This window comes from Amycolatopsis sp. NPDC058986, assembly GCF_042741125.1.
Taxonomy (GTDB): domain Bacteria; phylum Actinomycetota; class Actinomycetes; order Mycobacteriales; family Pseudonocardiaceae; genus Amycolatopsis.
The window spans coordinates 1-26,181 of sequence record NZ_JBHYJW010000093.1; the positions used below are offsets into that span (position 1 = coordinate 1).

27 protein-coding genes are annotated in these 26,181 nt (G+C 70.2%); 15 read left to right on the top strand and 12 right to left on the bottom strand.

Features of this window, described 5'->3' with window-relative positions; translation table 11 throughout:
* Positions 1-104: 104 nt before the first annotated feature.
* Together ACFW0G_RS42710 and ACFW0G_RS42715 are read right to left on the bottom strand one after the other, a co-directional pair.
* Positions 105-905, bottom strand: a complete 801-nt coding sequence (locus ACFW0G_RS42710) for a S1 family peptidase (RefSeq protein WP_378331275.1) — start codon at positions 903-905, stop codon at positions 105-107.
* A gap of 171 nt (positions 906-1,076) precedes the next feature.
* Positions 1,077-2,321 carry an APC family permease gene (locus tag ACFW0G_RS42715; protein ID WP_378331276.1) on the bottom strand — a complete coding sequence of 415 codons (1,245 nt, stop codon included), beginning with the start codon at positions 2,319-2,321 and terminating at the stop codon, positions 1,077-1,079.
* Between the two features lie 80 nt (positions 2,322-2,401).
* Here ACFW0G_RS42715 and ACFW0G_RS42720 point away from each other — a divergent pair, with 80 nt between their 5' ends.
* The 8 genes from ACFW0G_RS42720 (at position 2,402) to ACFW0G_RS42755 (ending at position 9,507) form a co-directional block, all read left to right on the top strand.
* Positions 2,402-3,178, top strand: a complete 777-nt coding sequence (locus ACFW0G_RS42720; protein ID WP_378331277.1) for a GntR family transcriptional regulator — start codon at positions 2,402-2,404, stop codon at positions 3,176-3,178.
* A 157-nt stretch (positions 3,179-3,335) separates the two neighbouring features.
* Complete coding sequence (locus tag ACFW0G_RS42725) at positions 3,336-4,454, top strand: TIGR03364 family FAD-dependent oxidoreductase (RefSeq protein WP_378331278.1); 1,119 nt, start codon at positions 3,336-3,338, stop codon at positions 4,452-4,454.
* Positions 4,451-5,125 carry a phosphonatase-like hydrolase gene (locus tag ACFW0G_RS42730; protein ID WP_378331279.1) on the top strand — a complete coding sequence of 225 codons (675 nt, stop codon included), beginning with the start codon at positions 4,451-4,453 and terminating at the stop codon, positions 5,123-5,125. Before ACFW0G_RS42725 ends, ACFW0G_RS42730 begins: the two co-directional genes overlap by 4 nt.
* 14 nt (positions 5,126-5,139) lie before the next feature.
* Positions 5,140-6,171: a 2-aminoethylphosphonate ABC transporter substrate-binding protein gene (locus tag ACFW0G_RS42735; protein ID WP_378331280.1), complete on the top strand. Its 1,032-nt coding sequence runs from the start codon at positions 5,140-5,142 to the stop codon at positions 6,169-6,171.
* The gene (locus tag ACFW0G_RS42740) at positions 6,168-7,247 is read left to right on the top strand and encodes an ABC transporter ATP-binding protein (protein WP_378331281.1); all 1,080 of its coding nucleotides are present in this window, start codon (positions 6,168-6,170) and stop codon (positions 7,245-7,247) included. The genes ACFW0G_RS42735 and ACFW0G_RS42740 overlap by 4 nt, the downstream gene beginning before the upstream one ends.
* Positions 7,244-8,173 (top strand): 2-aminoethylphosphonate ABC transporter permease subunit, encoded by a 930-nt coding sequence (locus ACFW0G_RS42745; protein WP_378331282.1) that lies wholly within the window; start codon positions 7,244-7,246, stop codon positions 8,171-8,173. Before ACFW0G_RS42740 ends, ACFW0G_RS42745 begins: the two co-directional genes overlap by 4 nt.
* Complete coding sequence (locus ACFW0G_RS42750) at positions 8,151-8,948, top strand: ABC transporter permease (RefSeq protein ID WP_378331283.1); 798 nt, start codon at positions 8,151-8,153, stop codon at positions 8,946-8,948. Before ACFW0G_RS42745 ends, ACFW0G_RS42750 begins: the two co-directional genes overlap by 23 nt.
* Positions 8,949-8,988: 40 nt before the next feature.
* Positions 8,989-9,507, top strand: a complete 519-nt coding sequence (locus tag ACFW0G_RS42755) for a hypothetical protein (protein ID WP_378331284.1) — start codon at positions 8,989-8,991, stop codon at positions 9,505-9,507.
* 84 nt (positions 9,508-9,591) lie between these two features.
* Here ACFW0G_RS42755 and ACFW0G_RS42760 read toward each other — a convergent pair whose 3' ends face one another.
* Entirely contained in the window at positions 9,592-11,514 is a 1,923-nt protein-coding gene (locus tag ACFW0G_RS42760) for a putative Ig domain-containing protein (protein ID WP_378331285.1), read from the bottom strand.
* Positions 11,515-11,650: 136 nt separating this feature from the next.
* On the opposite strand from ACFW0G_RS42760, the gene ACFW0G_RS42765 reads away from it, so the two are divergent.
* From ACFW0G_RS42765 to ACFW0G_RS42775, 3 genes are all read left to right on the top strand, one after another.
* Positions 11,651-12,673 carry a helix-turn-helix domain-containing protein gene (locus ACFW0G_RS42765; protein WP_378331286.1) on the top strand — a complete coding sequence of 341 codons (1,023 nt, stop codon included), beginning with the start codon at positions 11,651-11,653 and terminating at the stop codon, positions 12,671-12,673.
* Complete coding sequence (locus tag ACFW0G_RS42770) at positions 12,670-13,209, top strand: hypothetical protein (protein ID WP_378331287.1); 540 nt, start codon at positions 12,670-12,672, stop codon at positions 13,207-13,209. Before ACFW0G_RS42765 ends, ACFW0G_RS42770 begins: the two co-directional genes overlap by 4 nt.
* A 119-nt stretch (positions 13,210-13,328) precedes the next feature.
* Complete coding sequence (locus ACFW0G_RS42775; RefSeq protein WP_378331288.1) at positions 13,329-14,279, top strand: hypothetical protein; 951 nt, start codon at positions 13,329-13,331, stop codon at positions 14,277-14,279.
* Between the two features lie 69 nt (positions 14,280-14,348).
* Here ACFW0G_RS42775 and ACFW0G_RS42780 read toward each other — a convergent pair whose 3' ends face one another.
* The 4 genes from ACFW0G_RS42780 to ACFW0G_RS42795 form a co-directional block, all read right to left on the bottom strand.
* On the bottom strand, positions 14,349-16,010 hold the full coding sequence (locus ACFW0G_RS42780) for a fumarate hydratase (protein WP_378331289.1): 1,662 nt from the start codon (positions 16,008-16,010) through the stop codon (positions 14,349-14,351).
* 786 nt (positions 16,011-16,796) lie between these two features.
* Positions 16,797-17,828, bottom strand: a complete 1,032-nt coding sequence (locus ACFW0G_RS42785) for a sigma-70 family RNA polymerase sigma factor (RefSeq protein ID WP_378331290.1) — start codon at positions 17,826-17,828, stop codon at positions 16,797-16,799.
* Between the two features lie 528 nt (positions 17,829-18,356).
* On the bottom strand, positions 18,357-18,782 hold the full coding sequence (gene dtd / locus ACFW0G_RS42790) for a D-aminoacyl-tRNA deacylase (protein WP_378331291.1): 426 nt from the start codon (positions 18,780-18,782) through the stop codon (positions 18,357-18,359).
* Positions 18,779-20,278 carry a methyltransferase gene (locus tag ACFW0G_RS42795; RefSeq protein ID WP_378331292.1) on the bottom strand — a complete coding sequence of 500 codons (1,500 nt, stop codon included), beginning with the start codon at positions 20,276-20,278 and terminating at the stop codon, positions 18,779-18,781. The genes dtd and ACFW0G_RS42795 overlap by 4 nt, the downstream gene beginning before the upstream one ends.
* A gap of 27 nt (positions 20,279-20,305) precedes the next feature.
* Between ACFW0G_RS42795 and ACFW0G_RS42800 the strand changes: the two genes are divergently transcribed.
* The gene (locus ACFW0G_RS42800; protein ID WP_378331293.1) at positions 20,306-21,571 is read left to right on the top strand and encodes an amidohydrolase; all 1,266 of its coding nucleotides are present in this window, start codon (positions 20,306-20,308) and stop codon (positions 21,569-21,571) included.
* 17 nt (positions 21,572-21,588) lie between these two features.
* Positions 21,589-21,924: a DUF3099 domain-containing protein gene (locus tag ACFW0G_RS42805; RefSeq protein ID WP_378331294.1), complete on the top strand. Its 336-nt coding sequence runs from the start codon at positions 21,589-21,591 to the stop codon at positions 21,922-21,924.
* 7 nt (positions 21,925-21,931) lie between these two features.
* Here the strand turns inward: ACFW0G_RS42805 and ACFW0G_RS42810 are convergent, their stop codons facing one another.
* Genes ACFW0G_RS42810 through ACFW0G_RS42820 form a run of 3 tightly spaced genes read right to left on the bottom strand, consistent with a single transcriptional unit; the run spans position 21,932 to position 23,830 of the window.
* Positions 21,932-22,807: a carbohydrate kinase family protein gene (locus ACFW0G_RS42810; RefSeq protein ID WP_378331295.1), complete on the bottom strand. Its 876-nt coding sequence runs from the start codon at positions 22,805-22,807 to the stop codon at positions 21,932-21,934.
* Positions 22,785-22,976: a DUF397 domain-containing protein gene (locus tag ACFW0G_RS42815; RefSeq protein ID WP_378331296.1), complete on the bottom strand. Its 192-nt coding sequence runs from the start codon at positions 22,974-22,976 to the stop codon at positions 22,785-22,787. Before ACFW0G_RS42815 ends, ACFW0G_RS42810 begins: the two co-directional genes overlap by 23 nt.
* 8 nt (positions 22,977-22,984) lie before the next feature.
* Entirely contained in the window at positions 22,985-23,830 is an 846-nt protein-coding gene (locus ACFW0G_RS42820; protein ID WP_378331297.1) for a Scr1 family TA system antitoxin-like transcriptional regulator, read from the bottom strand.
* Positions 23,831-23,975: 145 nt separating this feature from the next.
* Between ACFW0G_RS42820 and ACFW0G_RS42825 the strand changes: the two genes are divergently transcribed.
* Entirely contained in the window at positions 23,976-24,218 is a 243-nt protein-coding gene (locus ACFW0G_RS42825; protein WP_378331298.1) for a hypothetical protein, read from the top strand.
* Here the strand turns inward: ACFW0G_RS42825 and ACFW0G_RS42830 are convergent.
* Both ACFW0G_RS42830 and ACFW0G_RS42835 read right to left on the bottom strand, forming a co-directional pair.
* The gene (locus ACFW0G_RS42830) at positions 24,211-25,116 is read right to left on the bottom strand and encodes a pseudouridine-5'-phosphate glycosidase (RefSeq protein WP_378331299.1); all 906 of its coding nucleotides are present in this window, start codon (positions 25,114-25,116) and stop codon (positions 24,211-24,213) included. The two genes, ACFW0G_RS42825 and ACFW0G_RS42830, sit on opposite strands and share 8 nt — an antisense overlap.
* Entirely contained in the window at positions 25,113-25,745 is a 633-nt protein-coding gene (locus ACFW0G_RS42835; RefSeq protein ID WP_378331300.1) for a hypothetical protein, read from the bottom strand. Before ACFW0G_RS42835 ends, ACFW0G_RS42830 begins: the two co-directional genes overlap by 4 nt.
* Positions 25,746-25,793: 48 nt before the next feature.
* On the opposite strand from ACFW0G_RS42835, the gene ACFW0G_RS42840 reads away from it, so the two are divergent.
* Positions 25,794-26,042 (top strand): DUF3039 domain-containing protein, encoded by a 249-nt coding sequence (locus tag ACFW0G_RS42840; RefSeq protein ID WP_378331301.1) that lies wholly within the window; start codon positions 25,794-25,796, stop codon positions 26,040-26,042.
* Positions 26,043-26,181: the final 139 nt, after the last annotated feature.

The following is a 26,181-nucleotide window of genomic DNA, read 5'->3' on the forward strand; positions in this document are numbered from 1 at the left end:
GTCCCGCCTGGACAAGACGCGCTGAAATGCCGTCAAGGCCACCTTACGGGCGTCTGTCGCCCGCAAGGTGGCCTTGACGGCATTGAGGTCCTGCGGTCCGGAAGCTAGATCTTCTTGGCGGCGTCCGCGATCGCCGACGCGAACGTGCTCACCTCGGTGTACACACCGGGCGCGTGCGGCCGGGCGCAGCCGTCGCCCCAGCTGGTGATGCCGACCTGGATCCAGGCGTTGTTGTTGTCCCGCCGGAACATCGGCCCGCCGGAGTCGCCCTGGCAGGTGTCCACCCCGCCGGCCGACACGTTGCCCGCGCAGATTTCCGCGCTCGGGATGAGTTCGCCGTACGACCCGCCCTGTGCCTGGCAGGTGGCGTCGGTGACGAACGGGACCTGCGCCTTGAGCAGGTAACGCTGCTGCGACCCGCCTTCGGTCGCCGCGCCCCAGCCCGCGATCGTGAAGGTGCCGTTGTTGTACGACGACGTCGTCGCGATCGGCAGCGTCGCGAGGCCGGTGACCGGGCTCGCGAGCTTGATCAGCGCCCAGTCACCGCCGGTGTCCGTGCCGTAGGTCGGTGACCGGTACACATAGGTCGACTTCACCTTCTGCGCGCTGGTGCTCTGCAGGTCGACCACGCCGACGGTGGCGGTGATCGAGCTGTTCGCGCCCGTCCTGCTGACACAGTGCGCCGCGGTCAGCACGATCTGGCTGGTGTAGAGCGCTCCGCCGCAGCCCATGGACAGCCGCACCATGAACGGGAATTCTCCTTGCGCGGCACGGGTTCCGCCGACGACGTCGGTGGACGGGGGTTCGGCGGCGACCGCCGGGGTGGCGAACGAGGAGATCGTCGCGGCCGCCGCGAGTCCGATCGCGGCGTTTCTGAGCAGGGTGAACCATCGCTTGGGGGCCAAGGGATCATTCCTTCCGGAGTCCACAGTGGATACTGAGGCACTGCACGCGGCCGCCCATCGACTACACCAGAGGCACCCACATGGGGACTACCGACTTTCTTCGGGTCTTTCCGGCAAATGGGTCACCAGCGGACTGGTTACAAGCCCGTAACCTGGTAGTCCACAATGGACTCAGCGGCGAAGGTGCCGCACACCGTAGGCGGCCGCGCCGAGCGCGAGCACCCCGCAGCCGGTCACCACCGACGTCCACGGCAGGCTGAACGCCAGGACGACACAGCCGAGCAGGCCGGCGACCCCGATGACGCGGGGCGCGCGGTTCTCCTCGCGCCGCAGTGTCAACGCCGCGGAGTTGGCCACGGCGTAGTACGCGAGGACCGCGAAGGACGAAAACCCGATCGCGCCGCGAAGATCGATCGACGCGGCCAGCACCGCGACGATCGTCCCGACCGCCAGCTCGGCCCGGTGCGGGACGCCGAACCGGGGATGGACGACGGCCAGGAACCGGGGGAGGTGCCCGTCGCGGGCCATCGCCAGCGACGTCCGCGACACCCCGAGGATCAGCGCGAGCAGAGAACCCAGCGCGGCGAGCGCGGCACCGGCGCGCACGACCGGCGTCAGCCACGGCCACGGCGACCCGGACACCGCCGCCGCGATCGGGTCGGCGCTCGCGGCGAGTCCCGCGGGGCCGAGCCGGACGAGCAGCACCACCGCGAGGACGGCGTAGACGACGAGGGCGAGCCCGAGTGCGAGCGGGATGGCGCGCGGGATCGTGCGGGCCGGGTCGCGGACCTCCTCACCGAGCGTCGCGAGCCGCGCGTACCCCGCGAACGCGAAGAACAACAGCCCTGCCGCCTCCAGTACCCCGCTCGTCCGGAAGTCCGCGAACGGCGTGACGGCGAACGCCGCTCCACCAGAGAGCATCGAGGCGACCGACAATGCCAGCACCAGCAGGGTGATCGTGACGATCACCCGCGTCGCCAGCGCCGAACGGTGCACCCCGCGGTAGTTGACCCCGGTCAGCGCCGCGACGACCGCCACCGCGAGCATGCTCCGCCACGGCCGGTCCAGTCCCGGCGCGGCGTACGCGACGACGGTCAGCGTCATCGCCGCGCAACTGGCCGTCTTCCCGGTCACGAATCCCCAGCCCGCCAGGAAACCCCAGAATTCGCCGAGCCGTTCCCTGCCGTACACATAGGTCCCGCCGGACTCCGGATACCGCGCGGCCAGCCGGGCCGACGACGTCGCGTTGCAGTAGGCGACCACCGCGGCGAGCGCGAGCGCGGGCAGCAGCCCGGACCCCGCCGCGTGGGCGGCCGGGGCGAACGCGGCGAACACGCCGGCCCCGATCATCGAGCCGAGGCCGAGGAACACCGCGTCGCCGAGGCCGAGCCGCCGGGCCATGGGGGTCGAGCTCATCCAGGTGATCCTTCGCGTCGGCCTGCCTGTCGCGGGACAGCGAACCACGTCTGCGTCCGGAGGGCCTAGTCTCGGGTTCCGTGACCGCACGTTTCTCGCCGACCCGCCTCTCCGCCGACGGCCCCGTCCGCGACGGGATCCCCGAGCACGGCCGCATTCCCCGCTACTACGCGGTCAAGGTCGGCCTGCTGGAGGCGATCGACGAACTCGGCGAGGGCAGCGCGCTGCCCACCGAGCGGGAACTGTGCGAGCGGTTCGAGGTCTCGCGCGCGACCGTCCGCCAGGCGGTCGGGGAACTCGTCCTCGAAGGCAGGCTCAGCAGGCGGCAGGGGAGCGGGACCTATGTCGCCCCGCCGAAGATCGTGCAGCCGCTCGCGCTGGTCAGCTACACCGAAGGTCTGCGACGGCAGGGCATCGAGCCCGGCCGGAACGTGATCACCCTCGAACGCCGGGCCGCCGGCCCCGCGCTCGCCGCCGACCTGCGGATCGAGCCGGAGGACGAGATCATCCACATCGAGCGGGTGCTGCTCGCCGACGCCGAACGCGTCGGCCTCGAGTCGACATATCTGCGTGCCGCCCGGTTCCCGACGCTGCTCGACGTGTTCGATCCGGAGCAATCGCTGTACGCCTGCCTGCGCGAGCGGCTCGATGTCGTGTTCGACGGCGCCGAGGAGCGCGTCGAGACCGTGCTCGCGACGCCGCGGGAAGCGTTGCTGATCGGCACGAACCCGGCGCTGCCCATGCTGCTCATGCACCGGATCTCGTGGGGCCCCGACGGCGAACCGTTCGAACGGGTCCGCTCGCTGTTCCGCGGTGACCGGCTCAGCTTCATGACCCGCCTGGGCCGCGTCGAATAGCGGCGGCTCATGCGTCCAACGCACCCAATGCCGCATTCGGGCGCTCGACCACTGGTAACGAAACGGTAACTCATCCGGTCCAATATTCGGGGGTCCTTTACCCGGCGTTCGTCCGGTGGCCAGGCTCCGTTGGCGGCCGGCGGCGAGCGTAGGCGGCGTGCGAATCCTTGTTGTGGGCGGCGGCGTGCTCGGCACGATGCACGCCTGGCAGGCCGTCGAACGCGGCCATGAAGTGGTCCAGCTCGAACGCGAGCCCGAGGCGCGCGGCGCGTCCGTGCGGAACTTCGGGCTGGTCTGGGTCGGGGGCCGTGCCTCCGGGCCGGAGCTGGCGACGGCCCAGCGCGCGCGGGTGCTCTGGGAGCGGATCGGCGCGAAGGTGCCGGGGGTGGGCTTCCGGCCCAACGGGTCCCTCACCGTCGTCCGGACCGACGCGGAACTCGCTGTCGCGCGGCAGGTGACGGCGAGCGCGGAAGCGGCCGACCGCGGGTTCAAACTCCTCGACGCCGCCGAGGTCCGCGAGCTGAATCCCGCACTGCGCGGCGACTTCCTCGGCGCGCTGTGGTGCGATCGCGACGGCGCCGTCGAGCCCCGCGTCGCCCAGCCCGCGCTGCGGGCCGCGCTCGAAAAGACCGGCCGCTACACCTGGCTCCCGGGGCGCGAAGTCCGTGAACTGACCGGCATCGGCGTCGTCGACGACCGCGGCGAGCGGCACGTCGGGGACGTCGTCGTGTTCTGCACCGGCGCGTGGCTCGGCGGGCTCGTCCGCGAACTGGCGGGGCCGGCGCCGGTGCGCCGCGTCCGGCTGCAGATGGCCCAGACCGAACCGCTCGGCGAGCCGCTCACCACGAGCGTCGCCGACGCCGACAGCTTCCGGTACTACCCGGCCTATCGTGGCGACGCCCTCGACGCGCTCAACTCCGGGCAGCCCCAGGGCGAGGTCGCCGCGCGCAACGCCATGCAACTGCTGATGGTGCAGCGGCTCGACGGCTCGCTGACCATCGGTGACACCCACGAGTACGACGAGCCTTTCGGCTTCGACGTCGACGAGGACCCGTACGACCATCTCGCCGACGTCGCCGCCGCGCTGCTCGGCCGTCCGCTGCCCCGGATCCGCCGCCGCTGGGCCGGGGTCTACGCGCAGGCCACCGATCCGGCGCGCATCGTGCACCGCGCGCGGGTCGCCGACAACGCCGTGCTGGTCACCGGGCCCGGCGGCCGCGGCATGACCTGTTCACCCGCCATCGCCGAAGACACCGCAGAGGAGCTGGGACTGTGACCATCGAACTGGCCGTACTGGACATGGCGGGCACCACCGTCGCCGACGACGGCCTCGTCGTGCGTGCCTTCACCGCCGCCATCGCCTCCGCCGGAGTGTCCGAAAAGGACGGTCGCTACCCGGAGATGCTGAAGTACGTCATCGACACCATGGGCCAGTCGAAGATCACCGTCTTCCGTGCCATGCTCGGTGACGAGGCCAAGGCTGTCGCCGCCAACGAAGAGTTCCAGCGTGCGTACGAAAAGCTCGTCGCCGACGGCGCATGCGCGCCGATCCCGGGCGCCGAGGACGTCATCCGCGGTCTCCGGGAGGACGGCGTCAAGGTCGCCCTTACCACGGGGTTCGCCCCTGCCACGCAGCACGCGATCCTCGACGCGCTGGGCTGGCACGACGTCGCCGACCTCGTGCTCGCGCCGGGAGAAGGCGTGCGTGGACGGCCGTATCCCGATCTGGTGCTGGCCGCGGCGTTGCGGCTGGAGGTCGGCGACGTGCGAAACATCGCCGTCGCCGGGGACACGCCGGTGGATATCCAAACCGGACTCCGCGCCGGAGCGTCCATTGTGGCCGGTGTGCTGACCGGCTCCGGCAAGCGGAACGAGTTCGTCGAAGCCGGTGCCACCCATGTCCTCGATTCGATCCGTGATCTCCCCGAACTGCTGATCCCTGCCTGAGGAGCGAGCAAGACATGAAGACCACCAAGCGGCTGGCGACGGCCGCCCTCGCCGCGACGCTGCTCGCCGTGCTGACCGCGTGCGGGGGCACCGCGGGCGGCGCGAGCGGCGACAAGAGTGTCGTGGTGTACACAGTGGACGGACTGGAGGACTGGTACACCGCCCGGTTCGAGGAGTTCAAGGCCAAGACCGGCATCACCGTCCAGGCGGTCACCGCCGGATCGGGCGAGGTGGCCTCCCGGGTCGAGAAGGAGAAGGCCAACACCCAGGCCGACGTCCTGGTGACGCTGCCGCCGTTCATCCAGCGTGCCGCCGCGCAGGGGCTGCTCGCGCCGTCGAGCCCGCAGGGGGCCGACCAGGTGCCCGCCCCGCAGAAGGACCCGCAGGGCCGCTATTTCGCGATGATGAACAACTACCTGAGCTTCATCCACAACGCTCAGAACCCGGCGCCGAAGACCTGGGACGATCTCCTCGCGCCGTCGCTCAAGGGAAAGATCCAGTACTCCACACCCGGCGAGGCGGGCGACGGCACCGCGGTTCTCCTGCAGCTCCAGCACGTTCTCGGTGAGCAGGGCGCACTGGAGTACCTCGGCAAGCTGGAGGCCAGCAACGTCGGCCCGTCCTCGTCCACCGGCAAGCTCCAGCCCAAGGTCGCCAAGGGCGAGCTCCTGGTCGCCAACGGCGACGTGCAGATGAACCTCGCCGAGATCGACAAGAGCGGTGGCTTCTCGGTGTTCTTCCCGGCCGACGCGCAGGGCAAGCGCTCGACGTTCGCGCTGCCGTACTACGCCGGGCTCGTCACCAACGCACCGCACGCCGACAACGCCAAGAAGCTGCTCGACTTCCTGTTCTCGCCGGAAACCCAGGCGAAGGCGGCCGACGCGTACGGAATCCCGGCCCGCGCCGACGTGACCACGAGCGGACCGAAAGCGGAGAAGGTCAAGGCCGCACTGTCCGGTGTGGACATCTGGCAGCCGGACTGGACCGCGGTGCTCGGCGGGCTCGACGCCGCCCTCGCCGCGTACAAGAAGGCCGTGGGCCGATGACCCCGGCGGTCGAGTTCCGCGGCGTCGAGGTCCACTTCGGACGGACGAGGGCATTGGCGCCGCTTGATCTCACGGTGGCGCGCGGCGAGACGCTGGCCATGCTCGGGCCGTCCGGATCGGGGAAGTCGACCGCGCTCAAGGCACTGGCGGGGTTCGTCCGCCCGAGCGCGGGGCGGGTCCTGCTCGACGGCGAGGATGTCACGGACCTCCCGCCGCACCGGCGGGGCCTCGGCGTCGTCGTGCAGAGTTACGCGCTGTTCCCGCACATGCGGGTCGACGGCAACGTCGCGTTCGGGCTCAAGGCACGCCGGATGTCCAAAGCGGACACTGCCCGTCGCGTCGGCGAAGTACTCGACCTCGTCGGTATGGGGAAGTACGCGCGGCGTTACCCGAGGGAGCTTTCCGGCGGGCAGCAGCAGCGGGTGGCACTCGCCAGGGCGCTGGCGATCCGCCCCCGCGTGCTCCTGCTCGACGAGCCACTGTCCGCTTTGGACGCCGCGCTGCGGGAGGACATGGTCGCCGAACTCCTGCGGCTGCGAGCGGAGTTGCCGGACACGACGCTGATCTACGTCACCCACGATCAGGGCGAGGCGCTGGCGCTGGCCGACCGGATCGCGGTCATGCGGGACGCGCGGCTGGTCGAACTCGGGCCCTGCGAACAGCTCTATCGCTATCCCGCGACGGAGTTCACCGCGAGCTTCCTCGGCGCGTCCAACCTCATCCCGGTCGAGCTGATCCGCGCCGACGGCGACCGGCTGGTGACCGTCCGCCTCGGTGAACGCGAGCTGGCCGCCGAGGCCACCGGTGTGATCGCCGACGGCCAGGCCGTCGCGCTCGGGGTGCGGCCGCATCGCGTCGAGGTGCGCGCGGCGGAGAGCCCGGACGCGCTCCCCGCGCTGGTGCGCGGTGTCCAGTGGCGGGGCAGCGGCTACCGGATCGACCTCGAACTGCGGCACGACGGCAGCGAGATCCGCGCCGAAGTGTCCGGTGTGGACGGACTGCCCGGCGTCGGCGAACCGGTCGGAGTGTCCATTCCGGATGGTTGCCCGCTTGTCGGGATCGGGGTGAAGAGGTGACCGGCATCGCGCTCGAAGCGGCCAGGAGCCGGGGCCGCGAGCGGGGCAGGACGGACCGCGGCTGGCTGCCCTGGCTGCTACCGCCGCTCGTCCTGCTGCTCGGGTTCTTCGGGTACCCGCTGGCGCTCGTCGCGGGGCAGTCGCTGACGGCGAAGTCCGGCGAGGTCGGCCTGTCGGTCTGGGCCGACGTCCTCGGCTCGGCCGAATTCCGCGACGCGCTCGGACAGACTGTCGCGCTCGCGCTCGGCGCGACCGCGGGCTGTGTGCTGCTCGGCACGTTCCTCGCGCTGGTGATCGCGTTCGTCCCGTTCCCCGGCGCGCGGGCGCTGTCGCGGCTGGTCGACACCGTGCTCGCGTTCCCGTCGTTCCTGATCACGCTGGCGTTCACGTTTCTCTACGGCAGCGCGGGAATCCTCGGCGCGGGCGGGTTCCTGTACTCGCCGTGGGGCGTGCTGCTCGCCGAGATCACGTTCTACACCCCGTTCGTGATGCGCCCGGCGCTCGCCGCGTTCGGGCAGGTGCCCGCCGCCCAGCTCGACGTCGCGGCGAGCCTCGGCGCGAAGCCGGGCCGGGTGCTGTGGCGGGTGATCCTGCCCGAAGCGTTGCCGTCGCTGGCTTCGGGCGCCTGTCTCACCATGCTGCTGGCGATGAACGAGTTCGGGATCGTGTTGTTCCTCGGCGCGAAGGACGTCGCCACGCTGCCGACGCTGATCTACGGCAAGGCGATCGTGACGTTCGACTTTCCCGCCGCGTGTGTGGTGGCGATGGTCAACGTGGCGCTTTCCCTTGCGCTGTATGGGTTTTATCGCTGGGCGTCGGAGGCACGACGAGCTTACAATCGCGCAGCCGCTCGTCGTGCCGACCGGGTGCGGGTGTCCCGCAAGACACAGAAGGGAGGACCTCGTGCTGCTGTGGACGCGGCGTAGCAGGATCGTGCTGTGGACGGTGTTCGGCGTGCTGTTCACCGCGGTCGTGCTGGCGCCGTTGGTGATGATCGTGCTCGCGTCGTTCGCCGGCCACTGGACCGGCGTGCTGCCGGGCGGTCTCACCGGCGCGCACTTCGCAGAAGCGTTGTCGGGGGAGACGTTCGCGAGCCTGTCGGTGAGCGTGCAGACCGGGGTGATCACCTCGGCCGCCGCGGTCCTGCTCGGCACGTGGGCGGCGCTGGCGGCGGAGAAGGCGCCGTCGCGCGTGCGCCGCGTCGTGGACACCGTGTTCCACCTGCCGATCGCGGTGCCCTCGGTGGTGCTCGGCCTGGCGCTGCTGGTCGCGTTCAGCCGTCCGCCGCTCGCGTTCAACGGGACGCGCTGGATCGTGCTGCTCGGGCACCTGATGATCCTGCTGCCGTTCGCCTACAGCACGGTTTCGGCCGCGATGGCCCGCGTCGACCCGTTGCTCGCGCAGGCCGCCGCGAGTCTCGGCGCGAGCCCGGCGCGGGTGCTGCTGCGGGTCCGGCTCCCGGTACTGCTCCCGGCGATGTCGGCGTCGGCGAGTCTCGCGCTCGCGATGTCGATGGGGGAGCTGGGCACGACGATGATGCTGTACCCGCCGGACTGGCGGACGCTCCCGGCGAGCATCTTCGCGCTCACCGCTCGCGGCCAGGTGTTCCTCGCCTCGGCGAGCACCGTGCTGCTGCTGGCGGTGACGCTGGCCGGGGTGGTGCTGCTCGGTCTCGTCCGCGGTCGCGCGGCACATCGCTGAACCCGTGCAACCTCCGCGGCGCCCGTTCCGTCTGGAAGATATGCGAAGCGCGGTGAAGGTACTGGGGATCGGCGCGGTGATGGTGCTGGCGGCGGCTTGTCAGGACAACGCGCCGCCGAAGACGCCTGCCGGGAACAGCGTTTCGCCGACGGCTTCCTCGGTGGCTCCGCCGTCCGCTCCGCCGTCGACGTCGGCGACTCCGCCGGTGGCCCAGCCCGGCAACCCGCCGGGCCAGAGCCGTCCGACCCAGGGCGTGCCGGCGGGTGACACGGCGTTGCCCGCGACCCAGGTCGACAGCAGCGGGATGGGCGACGGCTACGCCCGCCCCGTCGCGGCCGCGGACGGCGGGAAGACGCTGTTCGTCCAGGAGGAGCAGCGCGGCTGCGACCAACTCGACGCCAAGGCCACCGAGCAGGACGACCGCCAGGTGGTCGTGCTGATCACGGTGATTCGCGCGGCCCGCAGCCAGGTCTGCCCGGACCACGTCAAGGAGATCACCCTCCCGGTCCCGCTCACCGCGCCGATCGGGGCCCGCAAGGTCGTCCTGCGCCTGGGCTGAAGGGGACTTTCCTCTCGTAGGACGAGCTGAAGGGGACTTTCAGCGCATGCGATGCGAGGAAAGTCCCCTTCAGCCCACCGGGGGTCAGCTCAGGGTGAGCGAGGTGTCGTCCAGCGCGAAGGACGTCTGGAGCGACGAGTCCTCCGTGCCGGTGAAGGTGATCGTCACGGTCTGCCCGGCCAGGGAGGACACGTCGAGCGTGTGCTGCTGGTAGCCGGAGGCGGCGTTGACGTTGGAGTACGTCGCCAACGTCGTCGAGCCCGCCTTGACGGTGAACTTGTCGTACGCCGTCGAACCGGACTCGGCCGTGTCGATGTGCAGCCAGAACGACAGCGACGCGTGGCAGTTGGCCGGGATGCTCACCGACTGCGAGACGGTGTCGGTGTGCGTGCTGCCGTAGCCGTCGAGGTAGGCCACGTAGCTGCCCGAATGCGGTGCCTCACCCGCGGACGCGGTGCTGACGACGCCGCCGGTCGCGGTCCACGGGCTGGTGCCGTTCTCGAAACCGGGGTTGCTCAGCAGCTGGCCGGTGCAGGTGCCCCCGGACGTCGTGATCGTCCACGAGAACGTGGTGCTGCCGGTGGCTCCGCTGCTGTCCTTGGCGGTCGCGGTGACCGAGTAGGTGCTCGCGGTCGTCGGCGTGCCCGAGATCAGCCCGCTCGACGCGGCGATCGAGAGCCCGGCGGGCAGCCCGGTCGCGGTCCACGTGTAGCCGCCGGACCCGCCGGAAGCCGACAGCTGCAGGCTCGTCGCCGTGCCCACGACACCGGTCTTGCTGCCCGGGTTCGTGACCGCGACCTGACCGGGATTGCTGCCGCCCGCGGTGAACGCGGCGGTCCCGTTCGGGGTGCCGAGCCCGGTCGGGCCGTCCCAGCCGGGGCCCGCCTTGCACTGCACGGGCGTCGAGCAGCTGCCGTTGCTGCCGGACGTCACGTCGTAGAGGTTTCCGGTGTGCGCGTACGGGTAGGCGCCGGGAGTGTCCGACGCGCCGGGGGTTCCGGCGAGCGCGTACACCGAGGCGATGATCGGCGCGGACGCGCTCGTCCCGCCGTACACGGCCCAGCCGCTGCCGCCGTAGGTCTGGTAGACCGCGACGCCGGTCTGCGGGTCGGCCACCGCGGAGACGTCGGCGTTCGCCCGTTTGGCGCAGCCGGTGGTGACGTTCTGGAACGACGGCTTGGGCACGCTGGTCGAGCAGCCGCTGCCCGCCCCGTTCCACGCGGACTCCGTCCAGCCGCGGCCGCCACTGCTGCGAGACAGCGAGGTGCCACCGACCGCGGTCACGTACTGCGACGACGCGGGGTAGCTGATCCCGTAGCCGCTGTCGCCGGTGCTCGCGGTGATCGCGACGCCGGGGTGCTTGAAATAGCTGGTGTCGTAGGTGTTTTCGCTGCCGTCTTCACCGCCGCCGTAGGAGTTCGACACGTATTTCGCGCCGAGCGACACCGAGGTGTTCACCGCGGTCCCGAGATCCTGCATCGTGGGCTGGTCCGCCTCGACGAGCAGAATGTGGCAATTCGGGCAGATCGCCGAAACCATGTCCAGATCGAGCGAGATCTCCCCGGCCCAGCCGGTGTCCGCCTTCGGCAGCGGGCTCGTCTGGCCGTTTTGGTTGACCTTCTTGAAACATCCGTTCGCCGTGGTGCACGCGGGCAACCCGTAGGTCGACCGGTAGCTCGCCAGGTCCGACTCGGCGTTCGGATCGTCGTAGGCGTCCACAATGGCCACTGTCGCGGAAGCGCTTCCCGAGGCGGTGAGGTTGTAGGCCGAGCGCAGGTCCGTCGGCCCGTAGCCGCTCGGCGCGGCGTTCGGGACGAGCTGTGCGCCGGCGGTGTCGGTCAGTCGTTGCGCGAAACATGTTGCCCTGCCTGGACTCACATGTTGGTCGCAGGCGTAGGCGGTGGGATGGGCCGCGGCGGGCGCGGCGAGGGCGGGCAGTGCGGGCGCGGTCAGTGCCAGGGCGGAGAACGCCGCCGTGGCAAGGATTCTTCGAACCGATCGGGACATGAACCCTCCAGGGGAGATTCATCCGAATGGGGATAACCCATCGGTGTCACGTTGTATACAGTGCGTGGAATCTCGCCGGTGACGCGTTCGTGTCAGTGGCGCAAAAGTGTCGGTTCGTGCGGTCGAGGAGGCCCGGATGGTCCCGGACTCAATCGGTCATCTCGTGACGCTGGGCCTCAAAGAGGACGAGGCGGAAACCTACCTGCACCTACTTTCGTCGGGCCCCGCCGCGCCCGGAACCCTTGCCACGAACGCGGCCCGGGACGTCGGCGACGTCCTGCGCTGCCTCGCCGTGCTGACCGAGCACGGTCTGGCCGGACCCGCCGAGGGTGACGAAACGTCCTTCGTGGCGCTGCGCCCGGAACTCGCTTTGGCCGCGCTCGTCCGGCGGCGCGAGGCGGAACTCGCCCGCGCGCGGATAGCCGTCGCGCACGCCTTCGACCAACGCCGCCGGAGCCCCGGCACCGATCGCGCCGGACAGTTCATCGAGGTGATCGGCGGACCCGCCGCGGCCGACCGGGTCCGTCAGCTGGAACGGTCCGCCCGCACCGAGGTGCGTGGTCTCGACTCGCCGCCCTACTACGCCGATGCCGACGCCAACGAGGTCGAGCTGGACAACCTCGCGCGCGGCGTCCGCTACCGCGCCGTCTACGGCAGAGCGGCGCTGGAAAGACCCGAGTACCTCGCCGAAAACGTCGTGCCCTGCGGGAAAGCGGGGGAGCAGGCGCGGATCCTGCCGGATGTGCCGGTGAAACTGCTCCTGGTCGACGACGAGTACGCGGTGGTCTCGCCCGCGAACGACGCGGACCGCCCGGTGCTGCTGATCCGCCCGTGCGGCCTGCTCGACGCGCTGATCGGGCTGTTCGACATGTGCTGGCGCGCCGCGCTGCCGCTGGGCTTCGCCGCCGACGTCCCGGGCTCCTCGGTGCGGCCCAGCGAACGCAGGCTGCTCGGCCTGCTCGCGGCCGGGCTGACCGACGACCAGGCCGCCCGCGCGATGGGTGTCAGCAGGCGGACCCTGTTCCGGTATCTGGAGAACCTGATGGAGCGCACCGGCTCGGCCAACCGCTTCCAGCTGGCGCTGCACGCGATCCGGAACGCGTGGATCCACGCCCCCGTGCAACCCGGCGCGGACCCCGCTCCGTCCTTACGGGCATGAGGTACTCAGCGAAGCTGGCCGGTGCAGGCATGGTCCTCGTGCTCGCGACAGCCTGCGGCGGTCACAACACGACAGCACAGCCCGGATCCAGTAACGGCGCACCCGGCGGCAGCGCGTCGTCTTCGCCATCGGCGGCTCCGCCAGGGACCCCGTCCTCGTCGCCGAACGCGAAGCCGGCCGAACCGCCGCGCGGCAGCCCGCCGGGCAAGCCCCGGATGGAAGTCCCCGAGGGCAGCGTTCCGGTGCCGCCGAACAAACTCGACACGAAGGCCCTGCCCGAAGGCTTCCCGAAGGAGGCGTACACCGCCAACGGCGGGGCGGTCCTCAACATCCGCGCCCAGGAAGGCGGCTGCGGCCACGCACTCGGCTCGGCGATCGAGCAGAACGCCCAGCACGTCGTCGTCGACCTGAGCGAGACCAAGGCCCAGACGGGCCAGATGTGCACCATGGACATCCGCTACCCGGTGATCTCCGTGCCGCTTGCGGCACCGCTGGGTGACCGGACCGTCGTCCTGAAGACGTCCCCGGCGAAGTAACCCGAAGAACGCGTACAGCCCCGGCGGGCCTTCCGGCTCGCCGGGGCTGACTCGTGTGAACCGTTTCCGTTATCGAAACGTAGTCAGGGGAGAGGTGGTGATGAGAGAGGAGTGGGCACATGCCCCGGTCGAGTAAGGGCAGGCACCGCAGGCAGGCGACGATCGGACTCGCCGCGCTGCTGGGCGTATCCGGGATCACCGCGGCGGCGATCGCGATGAGCACGGGAGCCAGCCAGGCCGCCGAAAGCTGCACCGGGCTGGACACGGCCCTGCGGAACAACCTCACCTTCATCGAAGGACAGAAGGCGAACCCGGACGCGCAGTCCGCGGCGAGGATCGCGAACCGGCAGTCGGTGGTGGACCTCATCCAGCAGCGCCGCCAGGCCGCCGGATGCACCGCCGACGTCGTCGGCAAGGCGCCGGATCAGCAGAACGGCAAGAACGGGCAGAACTGCCAGGGCAACGCCAAGGACCAGGGCAGCGGCGGCAATGCCAAGGGAGACGACAAGAACAAGCAAGCCGACGGTATGAACGATGCCCAGGGCATGAACAACGGCATGGGCGCCAACGGTATGAACGGTCAGGGCAACGCCAACGGGATGGACAACGCCCAGGGCGACGCCGACCGGAAAGGCATGGCTCAGGACAACGGCAAGAACGGCAAGGACGCCGACAAGAACAAGGACCAGAACGGCGAAAACCAGAACCAGAACGGGAAGGCGGGGCAGAATGGCAACCAGTGCCAGCAGGGCAAGGGCGCCCAGAACGGCAAGAACGGGAAGGCCCAGAACGGCAAGAACCAGAACAGCGGTCAGCAGGCCGGTGACGTCGTCTGCCAGGGTTCGACCGTGACGCTGTCGGGCGAGGGCGGAGCACCCGCCGCGTCCAGCGACCAGTTCCCGGCCGGCACGAAGCTCAAGGTCACCAACCTGGACAACGACAAGTCCACCACCGTGGAGGTGACCTCGGTTTCCGGTAGCTGCGCGCTGCTCAACAACGCGGCCTTCGAACAGGTCGCCGAACCCGGCAAGTTCCTCATCCGGAACGCGCGGATCGAACGCGTCGGCTGAGGTGCGCGAGATCCCTCCCGGCCGTGGTCGTACAGACCACTGTGGACGGCCGGGAGGGATCTCGCCGCGTCAGCGGAAACTGATCTGCAGCACCGGTTCCGAGGTCGCGGCGAAGAAGTCGTTGCCCTTGTCGTCGATGACGATGAAGGCGGGGAAGTCCTCGACCTCGATGCGCCACACCGCTTCCATTCCGAGTTCGGCGTACTCCAGCACGTCGACCTTGCGGATGCAGTCCTTGGCCAGCCGGGCCGCGGGCCCGCCGATCGAGCCGAGGTAGAACCCGCCGTGCTCGCGGCAGGCGCCGGTCACCTGCTTCGACCGGTTTCCCTTGGCCAGCATGACCAGCGAGCCGCCCGCGGCCTGGAACTGCGCGACGTAGGAGTCCATCCGCCCGGCCGTGGTCGGGCCGAACGAACCGGACGCGTAGCCCTCCGGCGTCTTCGCCGGGCCCGCGTAGTACACCGGGTGGTCCTTGAGGTACTGCGGCATCTCCTCGCCGGCGTCGAGCCGCTCGGCGATCTTCGCGTGTGCGATGTCGCGAGCCACGACCAGCGGTCCGGTCAGCGAAAGCCGGGTCTTCACCGGCAGCTGGGACAGCTGCGCGCGGATCTCGGCCATCGGCCGGTTCAGGTCGACGTTCACGACCTCGTCGGACAGGTCGTCCTCGGTGACATCCGGGAGGAACCGCGCGGGGTCACGCTCCAGCTGCTCGATGAACACACCGTCCGCGGTGATCTTCGCCTTCGCCTGGCGGTCGGCCGAACAGGACACCGCGATCCCGACCGGGCACGACGCGCCGTGGCGGGGGAGCCGGATGACGCGGACGTCGTGGCAGAAGTACTTGCCGCCGAACTGCGCGCCGATCCCGAACTGCCGGGTCATCTCCAGCACCTGCTGCTCGAGGTCCGGGTCGCGGAAGGCGTGTCCCAGCTCGGAACCGTTCTGCGGCAACGTGTCCAGATAGCGCGCGGAGGCCAGCTTCGCGACCTTGAGGTTGAACTCCGCGGACATGCCGCCGACCACGATCGCCAGGTGGTACGGCGGGCACGCGGCGGTGCCGAGGCTCCGCAGCTTTTCGTCGAGGAACCGGGCGAGCCGCTTCGGGTTCAGGACGGCTTTCGTTTCCTGGTAAAGGAAAGTCTTGTTCGCGCTGCCGCCGCCCTTGGCCATGAACAGGAATTCGTACGCCGGGTCGTCCTGCCCATCCTTGTGGTACAGCTCGACCTGCGCGGGCAGGTTGGTGCCGGTGTTGCGTTCCTCCCAGAAGTTCACCGGGGCCATCTGCGAATACCGCAGGTTCAGTTCCTGGTAGGCGTCGAAAATCCCCTGGGACAGCGCGCGCTCGTCGTCCCCGCCGGTGAGGACGCCCTCGCCGCGCTTGCCGATCACGATCGCGGTGCCGGTGTCCTGGCACATCGGCAGCACCCCGCCCGCGGAGATCGCCGCGTTGCGCAGCAGGTCCATCGCGACGAACCGGTCATTGCCACTGGCCTCGGGGTCGTCGACGATCGCTCGCAGCTGCGCAAGGTGCGACGAGCGCAGCAGGTGCTGGATGTCGGTGATCGCGGTCCGCGCGAGCCGGGTCAGTGCCTCGGGGTCGATCCGGAGGAACTTCCGGCCCGCGGCCTCGACCTGCTCGACACCCTCGGTGGTGAGCAGCCGGTACTCGGTGGTGGTGTCCTTGCCCAGCGGCAGGACCTCGGTGTGCTGGAACGTGGTGGTGGGCGCCACAGCGCGGCTCCTTTGCCGGGCGATTCGGGGAACCCGCCCAAAGTACCCAACGTCCCGTCGCGCCCGCGCGCCGTGTGCCGGACAGCGCGCCGGACTGTGGCACACGACATGTCCGGCCTGCATGTTGCGGAGCGGGATTTGCCCGTGGCCGCACGGAAATCGAAGGCGCCGCCTCGGTGACCGAAGCGGCGCCTTCGCAGGGGAAAGCTTGTGAAGTTGGGTCGGGAGGCCGGGCCCACCCCGACGGACCCGACCTCCCGGGGGATGCGGTCCGGATGCAGGCACATCCGACCGCGAAGCCTCACCTGGCGCCACTTCCGCCCTGGACGTGACACCTGTCACGACAGTGTCGTGACCCAGGTCATAAGTCAACGCGGCCGAACGGGTGTTGCCGACCCCTTCAATGCCCCGCCCCCGGCGCTCTCAAACCCCCAACCGCCCGACCCCGCGAAACTTGATCGAATCACCACCGAGATGCCGGATCCGTTCACCCAAGGTGAGCGGCTACCCCGCGAGGTTTCGCGGTGAGGGCGCGAGGACCGCGCGACACGCACCGCAGAGCCCGTGCCGTGAACGGCACTGTGCCATTCACGACCCCGCCGGAGCCAAGCCGAAGTCACCTACACGAGGCGACCACGGCGGGGGGTCCAGGGGGCTTGCCCCCTGGCGGGGGTTTGGGGGTTCGACCCCCAGGGGACATGGCGAGGGGGCCCGGCGAGCGCTCCGCGAGCAGGGGCGCCCGCCCCCGAGCGCGTTCCGCGAGCACAGCTCGCCCCGACAACCGCCTCAGCTGGCGTATGCGCGCAGCCGGTCGGCCCGCTCGCCCTGGCGCAGCTTGGACATGACCTCGCGCTCGATCTGGCGGACGCGCTCGCGGGAGAGCCCGAAGTGCTTGCCGATCTGGTCGAGGGTGCGGGGCTGGCCGTCGTCGAGGCCGTAGCGCAGGCGGATGACGTGCTGTTCGCGGTCGTCCAGCGTGGCCAGGACCCGGCGCAGGTCGTCCTGCAGGAGCCCGGAGATGACCGCGCTCTCGGCGTCGGTGGCCTCGGAGTCCTCGATGAAGTCCCCGAGCGGCGCGTCCTCCTCGGTGCCGACCGGCATGTCCAGGCTCACCGGGTCACGCGAGTGGTCGAGCAGGTCGGAAATCTTGTGCGCGGGGATGCCGGACTCGGCGGCCAGCTCCTCGTGCGTGGCGTCCCGGCCGAGCTGCTGGTGCAGGTCGCGCTTGATGCGGGCCAGCTTGTTCACCTGTTCCACCAGGTGGACGGGCAGCCGGATGGTGCGCCCCTGGTCGGCCATGCCGCGGGTGATGGCCTGGCGGATCCACCACGTGGCGTAGGTCGAGAACTTGAACCCCTTGGAGTAGTCGAACTTCTCCACCGCGCGGATCAGACCCAGGTTCCCCTCCTGGATCAGGTCGAGCAGCGGCATCCCCCGGCCGGTGTAGCGCTTGGCGAGCGAGACCACCAGGCGGAGGTTGGCCTCCAGCAGGTGGTTCTTGGCCCGGTGGCCGTCCCGCACCAGCGCGGACAGCTCCTTGCGCCGCTTGGCGGACAGGTCTTCACCGGTTTCCAGCATGTGCTGGGCGAACACACCGGCTTCGATGCGCTTCGCGAGCTCGACCTCGTCGGCCGCGGACAGCAGGGCGGTCTTGCCGATGCCGTTGAGGTACACGCGGACAAGGTCGGCGGCGGGACTCTGCGCGTCGAGATCGGCGTCGGTGAGCGCCCCCACGCTCGCCGGCTCGTCGATCTGCTGGGTGGGAATCCCGCGCTCGCGAATCCCGCGCGCTTCGCGTTCGAGAGTCTGGACTGACATTCTGCCTCCCCGGTCACGGGCTGAACGTGCTGCGGTGTGTCACGCCGGTCTGCACCCTGCGCATCGAGCCCTGTGGAAACCCGATCCGCGGGCCCAGCCGGCTTGGGCTGGACACTTGGGTCAACGCTCCGGGTTTCCAAAACGTTCCCGGCTCGCTGAAAAGGGGACGGCCGTACTGGGCCGCCGGTTGCTCCACCAAAGCTGAGCTTTTCCTGAGAAGGGGAAACCAAGGGGAAACCTGGGGAAAGCTGAGAATCCTGAGAAAAATGAACCGTTCCGTGCCCGCTCCCGTACGTGGGCTGAAGGGGACTTTCAGTGCGCGGGACGCGCTGAAGGGCGCTTTCGTTGCGCTGGACGCGCTGAAGGGCACCTTCAGCCCATTCCCCGCGTGCCCGATCGGACCCGGTTCCGTGGCGTTTCGTCCCTGTCCGAACGATGCGCCGGGAACGATGTGTCCTCGATCGGACGTCCGGCGCGGGGTGACCCGGGTCTCGTCACGAAAACGGACAAGGGAGGAACCGGTGTGGTCTAAACCTCAACCAGAACCGTGAACGGACCGTCATTGACGCTCTCCACGGCCATCATCGCGCCGAAAACCCCGGTCGCCACCGTCGCGCCGCGCCCGCGCAACTCGGCGACGACGGCGTCCACGAGCGGCTCCGCGACCTCCGGGCGGGCCGCCTTCGTCCAGGACGGCCGGCGCCCTTTCTTCGTGTCCCCGTAGAGCGTGAACTGACTCACCACGAGCAGGGGAGCGCCCGCGGTGGCACAGGACTGTTCGTCCCGCAGGATGCGCAGCTCGTGCAGTTTCCGCGCCATCACCGCCGCCTTCGCGACGTCGTCGTCGACGTGAATTCCCAGCAATACCAGCAAACCCGGCTCGTCGATGGCGCCGGCCACACTGCCGTCGACGGTCACGCTCGCCCGGCTCACGCGGGCCGCGACGGCCCTCACGAGTCCGCCGGGACGAGCATTCCGTGCCGGACGAGTTCCCGGACGACGGGCAGCGCCGCCGCGGCCAGTTCGTCCGATTCGAGGCCTTGCGCGGCCGCGAGAAGCTCGATCAGGTCCTCCAGCGGCAACGCGCCCCGACACCCCGCGAGGAGCCGCGTGGCGAGTTCGTCGACCTCGTGCTGCCAGCCGGGTCCGTCCGTTCGATGGAGACGCCGGATCGTCGTCTCCCAGCCCTCCTCGCCGGGCTCGCCGACCGACTCCAGCAACACCGTCGACGGCACCCGGAATCGGACATCCAGCAGCGAATCGCCGTTGTGGCGCAACCACTCCACGCGGTCGAGCCAGCGCCCGGCCTCTTCGCCGAGCGGATCGTCGTAGGCCTGTCGCAGGTCCTCGCACACCACGGTCGGTGTGACACCGCTCGCGCGTCGCAGTGTGACAAAACCGAACCCGATGCCCCGGACGTCGTTCGCGGCGAACCAGTCCAGCCACGCCGAGGATTTCGCCCGGCCCTCGGGCGAACGCGGGTCGATCCCGGCGTCGCGCAGCCACGTGCCGACGTACAGACCCGGATCGGCGACGTCCCGCTGGACGAACCACGCGTCGGTCTCCGCGGGCAGCCACCGCGCGACCCGGTCGCCCCAGTCCTCGCCGCCCACGTGCAGCCACGACGCGAGCAACTGGCCGACGCCGCCCTCGTTCAGGAACGCGGGCAGCTGACGCACCACGAGCGCGCTCGCGTCGTCCCCGGCGAGCCCGGAGTCGCGGTAGGTGTAGTCGACGCGGGCGGGCCCGACCACGAACGGCGGATTGCACACGACCTGGTCGAACCGCCGCCGCGCGACCGGCGCGAACCACTCGCCCCTGGCCAGCTCGACGTCGAGCTCGTTGAGCCGGAACGTCGCGCCGGCGAGCGCGAGCGCCCGCGCCGAGACGTCCGTCGCGGTGACCCGCTGTGCGTGCCGGGTCGCGTGCAGTGCCTGGACGCCGTTGCCGGTGCCGAGGTCGAGCAGACTGCCCACCGGACGGCGGCTCGTCGCCCGGATCAGGCTCAGCGACGCGTGCCCTACGCCTAGCACGTGGTCTTCGGGCACGGCGTGGCCGAGCGCGTCGGAGTCGAGGTCCGACACCACCCACCACGAGCCGTCGTCGTCGCCGTGCGGCCGGATGTCGAGCGCCGCGCGGAATCCGTCACCCGCGCCGCGCAGGACACCTGCGGCGACAGCGTCCTCGACGGGCAGCGGCGCGAAAGCCGCCTTGACCGCGTTCTCCGGCTCGGTGCCGGCCAGCAGGAACAGCCGGATCAGCGTGCCGAGTTCACCGCCGTCGAGGCTCGCGCGGTACGCCAGTTCCGGCTCGCCCCGCCCGAGCGCGGCGTGCGCGGCGCCGCCGAGGACGTTCACGACACCGTCCGCGTCGTAGCCGGTGCGCAGGAACGCCTCACGCAGCCGCGCGCAGACGTCGTCGGACAGATCGGGGACGGTAAAGGTGCTCACGGTCGGTAAGCCTGCCACGATGGCCCGGTGAGCATTGAACGTGTCCTGGCCCCGCTCGAGGCGGCCCTGCCGGATCTCGAAGCGCTGTACGTCGACCTCCACCAGCACCCCGAGCTGTCCTTCGCCGAAACCCGCACCGCCGGGATCCTCGCCGCGCGGCTCGAACGCGACGGTTACGAAGTGCACACGGGCATCGGCGGGACCGGGGTGCTCGGCATCCTGCGCAACGGCGAGGGCCCGACGGTCATGCTGCGCGCCGACATCGACGCGCTGCCGGTCGAGGAGAAGACCGGCCTGTCCTACGCGAGTACCGCCCGCGGCACCGACGCGCAGGGCACGGACGTCCCGGTGATGCACGCCTGCGGCCACGACATGCACGCGACCTGGCTCTCCGGGGCCGCCGCGCTGCTCGCCGCTTCCCGCGACACCTGGTCGGGCACCGTGCTCGCCGTCTTCCAGCCGGGGGAGGAGCAGGGCAGCGGCGCGGCCAGGATGGTCGACGACGGCCTGTTCGACCGCGCCCCGAAGCCGGACTTCGTGTTCGGCCAGCACGTCACGCCGGGCCCCGCGGGCTGGGTGCTCACCCGGCCGGGCGTGATCATGGCCGCCACCGACTCGCTGCGCATCACGCTGCACGGCCGGGGCGGGCACGGTTCGCGCCCGGAGACGACCGTGGACCCGGTGGTGCTGGCGGCGTCGGTCGTGCTGAAACTCCAGACGATCGTGTCCCGCGAGATCGCCGCCACCGACTCGGCCGTGGTCACCGTCGGCTCCCTGCACGCGGGCACCGCGTCGAACGTCATCGCCGACGACGCCGTGCTGGAGGTCAACATCCGTTCGTTCGACTCCGACGTCCGCGACCGCGTGGTCGCCGCGGTGCACCGCATCGTGCGCGGGGAGGCCGAGACCGCGGGCGCGCCGAAACCACCCGAGATCGAGACGATCGCGAGCTTCCCGGTGACCCGCAACGACGAGACCGCCGCGGACGACCTGGCCGGGGTGTTCCGCGAGCACTTCGGCGCCGAGCGCGCGATGGAGGCGCCGCTGGTCACCGGCAGCGAGGACTTCGGCCACTTCGGCACCGCGATCGGCGCGCCCTCGGTGTTCTGGCTGGTCGGCGGCATGGACGCGCAGACCGTCATCGGCGCGATGACCGAGGGCCGGTTCGAGCGCGACATCCCGTCCAACCACTCGCCGAAGTTCGCGCCCGTGCTGCACCCGACGCTGCGGACCGGCGTCGAGACGCTCGTGGTCGCGGCTCTGCACCGTTTGTCCCACCCCTCTGTCGGGTAGCACTGACGAGTGAGACGATGGGACACGGAGGTGGTGCTGTGAACGCGCCCGCCCACGGTCCCGACCCGGTGCTCATCACCGCGGCGGCTCCGTCGTACGACGACCAGCTGGCGGCACGCAAGCGGAAGTACGTCATCATGATGGGCTGCCGCATCCCGTGCCTCATTCTGGCCGGGCTCACCTACCACACCTGGTGGCTGGCGCTGATCTTCCTGGTCATCTCGGTACCGCTGCCGTGGGTCGCGGTGCTCATCGCCAACGACCGCCCGCCCCGCAAGTCCGAAAAGGTCAACCGCTACCAGCGGGAGGCCACGGCGATCGAGAGCAAGGACCACCGGGTCATCGACGGCTGAGCCGCTTTCACGGCTGGGCGCCGGTGCGGGTGACCGCGCGGGCTCCCAGCAGTACCCCGCCGCGCAGAACGTCCACTGTGGACGCACCGGCCAGCCACGCGTGCAGCACTCCCGCGTCGAACGCGTCCCCGGCGCCGGTGGAGTTCACACAGTCCGCGCGCTCGGCGGGGACGCTCGTGACGCCGTCCGCGTCGATCCAGCTCGCGCCGTCGGGACCGGCGGTGACCGCGACGGCACCCACCGCGCCCAGGAGTGTTTTCGCGCTCGCGGGCTCGGGTGAACCGGTGAGCGCGACGAGTTCGTCGGTGTTGGGCAGCAACAGATCCACGCCGCTGATGTCTTCGAGGAAGGCTTCGGTGAGGTGCGCCGCCGCCTGCGGATCGACCGACGTCGTGAGCCCGGACTCTTTCGCGTGGGCCAGCGCGGCGAGCCCCGCCGGGCGTGAGGACTCTTCGAGCAGCACGTACCCGGACAGGTGCAGATGCGCGGCGCCTTCGGGAATCCGGACGTCTTCGGGACGCAGGCGCGCGTTCGCGCCGCGATCGGCGAGCATGCTGCGCTGGCCGTCGTCGTCGACCAGGACGACGACACAGCAGGTCGGCGCGTCCTGGTCGATCGTGAACACGCAGCGGACCCCGGCTTTGGTCAGCTCGGAGTGGACCAGCCTGCCACCCGCGTCATCGCCGACGCGGGTGACCAGCGTGGTCTCGGTGCCCAGCGAACGCAGCCACAGCGCGGTGTTCGCGCCCGCGCCGCCGCCGGTGAACCGCACTCGCGCACGGGTGTCGCCGCCGGGTATGAGGGGACCGTGGTGGCGGGCCGTGACGTCGAGCGCGGCGTCGCCGACTACGACGACGCTGTTACGAGTTCTTGGCGGCGGCAAGGAAGGCGGTGAAGGCCTCGGCGCTGAAGGTCAGCGCGCCCGCGTCCCGGTTCTTGGTATCCCGAACCGCCGCCCAGGTGGCGGATTGCGCTACCTCCACGCAGTTCTGTGCTCCACCACTACGTGTCGATTTGCGCCAGTGCGCGCCGGTGAGATCCGGGGCATTCATGTGGCCTCCTACGTCAACTCCTTGATACGTCGGCTAATCCTCTCGGTTGTCCGCTGCTGGCTCAAGGTGCTGCCACGAAGATTTTCAAAGGCTAGGTTGTAGACGCGCGTGTGTTCCCTGCCCAGGTAGTCGGACGCGGTGAGCCCTTCGACGTACACGACGCCGGGTCGGCCTTCGATTAGAGTGATGATCGAAAACACGACTCCGTGCGAGGCATGTGCTCCGCCATCGAACGGGATTATCTGCACGCACACATGCGGCAACTTGGCCAGCTCCCTGATCTGCTCAAGCTGGGCACGTAGGACGGCTCGTCCGCCAATCTCGCGGTACAACGCCTCCTCACCGACAATCAGCCACAATCGGGGCGCGCCGGGTGTCTTCATGCGCTCCATGCGGTGGACGCGGTCCTCGGCCATGCGATCGACGTCCGCGGGCGAGGTGGTCACCGATCGTTCCAACATGGCGCGGGCGTAGTCAGCGGTCTGGACGATACCAGGGAAGCAACTACCGTTGAAGATCTTCAGTTCCGTGGCGGCGCGTTCCAGGTTGACGTACTTGACCGAATGCTCCGGAACTCGCGCGGGTGGGAGCTTGCGGCGGGAGTCGGTGGCGAGGGTCCGGAGCTTTGCCGTGCGGCTCTTGGGGATTCCGTAGATGCGGGCGGCCTTGTCCAGATCCTTGTCGCTGACCTTCATGTCCCCCTGCTCGACCTTGGAGAGCTTGCCGGTGTACCAGCCGAGTGCCTTGCTGGCCTCGGCGTTGGAGAGTCCGGCTGCCTCGCGGGCGTCGCGCAGGTCGGCGCCGAGCAGGATCCGCTGCACGACGGGGCCGGGATCGGGATCGGAGTGGGTCATGGCGGGCAGTCTGCCCCCGTCCTGGGCGATTGTGGCGGATATTCGCCCGTACGGGTGCAAACTCGGTCCGACGCAGTCCGCACTTGCATTTCAAGTGGTAGCTTTCTGCCTCGTCAGTGTCCCACATCACACGTCAGGAGTTCCGATGAGTACCCAGGTTTCCGAGTTCACCGCCACCGGACCGCAGCGTGAGTGGCTGGTCCGGTGCCAGGACGGTGAGCGGAGTACGGCCGTCTGCACGGTCGAGGCGAACAACGGGACGCTCGGCATCAGCGGCCCCCACGGCGAATATTTCTCCCTGGAGAACCGTCAGATCGCCGTGTTCCAGCAGGCGCTTTCCGCCGCGATCACCCAGGTCGCCGACGACGTCCGGCACCCCGTCAGCTGAGTGCGACCGCGACCTCGGTAGCCAGCTTCGCGTTCGACAGGACCAGGGCCTCGTTCGCGTCGAGGCTCACCCCGCCGCTCGCGCTGTGGAAGTGCTCCAGTAGCGCCGGGGTGACATCCGCGCCGTGGATGTCGTTGTCGCGCAACAGTTCCAGGCCCTCGGCGAGCAGCCGGTCGTGCAGCTCCTTGTCCATTTCGGACGCTTCGGGGATCGGATTCGTTAGCAGGATCCCGGAATCCGCGTACATGCGATGCGCGGCGATGACCGCGGCGGCCTGCTTCGCGTCGTCGACGCGGTGGGCGACGGGATGGCCGGAGGAACGCAGGTAGAACGCGGGGAAGTCGCCGGTCCGGTAGCCGAGCACGGGCACCGAGTTCGTCTCCAGCACCTCCAGCGTCGCGGCGATGTCGAGCACGGATTTGACGCCGGAGCACACCACGACGGTCCGGATCCGCGCCAGCACGCCGAGGTCGGCCGAGACGTCCCAGCTGGTCGAAGCGCCGAGGTGGACGCCGCCGAGCCCGCCGGTGGCGAACACGCCGATGCCCGCCGCCGCGGCCAGCGCCGAGGTGCTCGCGACCGTCGTCGCGCCGGACCGGCCGAGCCCTGCGGCCGGTCCGAGGTCGCGCAGGGAAAGCTTGTCCAGCCCGGCGTCCGCGGCGCACACCCGCTCCAGCTCGGCGCCCGACAGCCCGATCACCGGCCGCCCGTCGAGGACCGCGATCGTGGCCGGCACGGCGCCGCCGTCGCGAACGGTCTGTTCGAGCCGCCTCGCGACGTCGAGGTTGCGGCCCGGCGGAAGGCCGTGGGACAGCAGCGTGCTTTCCAGCGCCACGACAGGACGGCCTTCGCGCAGCGCGGTGGCGACCTCGTCGCGGGGGAAGAGAGTGGGTGTCACGGCTCGACATTCTGGCGATCAAGGCCGGGGGAGCGCCAGTGGCTCAGCTCCGCCGCGATGTTCCGGCGCGCTGCCGCCTCCCAGCGTTCCCGCGCGGATTCGCCGCGATACAGCCGGGGTTTCGCGAGCATCCGCTCCAGAACCACGATGCGCCCCGGTGTCCAGACCTCGTCGGGGTACTTCGCGTATTCCTCCCGGACGTTGCGCGCGTACGCGGCGTACTCCTCCGGTGCGGCGCCGAGGATCGCGAGGTCGGCGTCGAGCAGGGCCGTGGCGAGGAGGTCGTCGGCGGGCGCGTCGTGGCTGATGGTTGTCAGGATCAGCTCCTCGACGCGGGCGATGTCCTCCTCGGCGAGTCCGGCGCGGGTGAGCCAGCGGCGGGCCCACGCCGCGCTGGCGCGCTCGTCGTCGCCGGGAGTGGCGTCGTAGACGACGTCGTGTGCCCAAGCCGCCAGCGTGACGCGAGGGTCGTCGGTGAACTCCGCCGCGTAACGGGCGACAGACTCCGCGTGACGGAGGTCGTGATAGCGCCGGTGCGGCTGGCCGTAGTGGCGCTCCAGCTCGGTCCAGGCTTCGGCGGCGATCCGGCCGTCGCCGCCGAGCAGGGTGAGGGCACTGTGCCAGCGCATCGGGTTCTCCTTGCTCGTCAGCGGGCCGGGGGCAAGTATCCTGCAGGGGTGAGCACTGAGACGTTGACGAAGCCGGATACCCGGCCCGAGGGCACCGATTCGACGGACGACGACGCCCCGAAGATGTTCCACTACGTGCGCAAGAACAAGATCGCCGAGAGCGCGGTCATGGGCACGCACGTGGTGGCGCTGTGCGGCGAGGTCTTCCCGGTGACGAAGTCGCCCAAGCCCGGGTCGCCCGTGTGCCCGGCCTGCAAGGAGATCTACCAGGGTCTCCGCCCCGGCGGCGACGAATAAGCCCCTCGCACCTCCACCGGCGGGTCTCTCTCCCGCCGGTCCCAGTCCTGCGCTGCTCCCCTTCGTGACCTGCCGTTAAGGCCACCTTACGGGCGTCTGACGCCCGTAAGGTGGCCTTAACGGCCACGCTCCTGGCCTG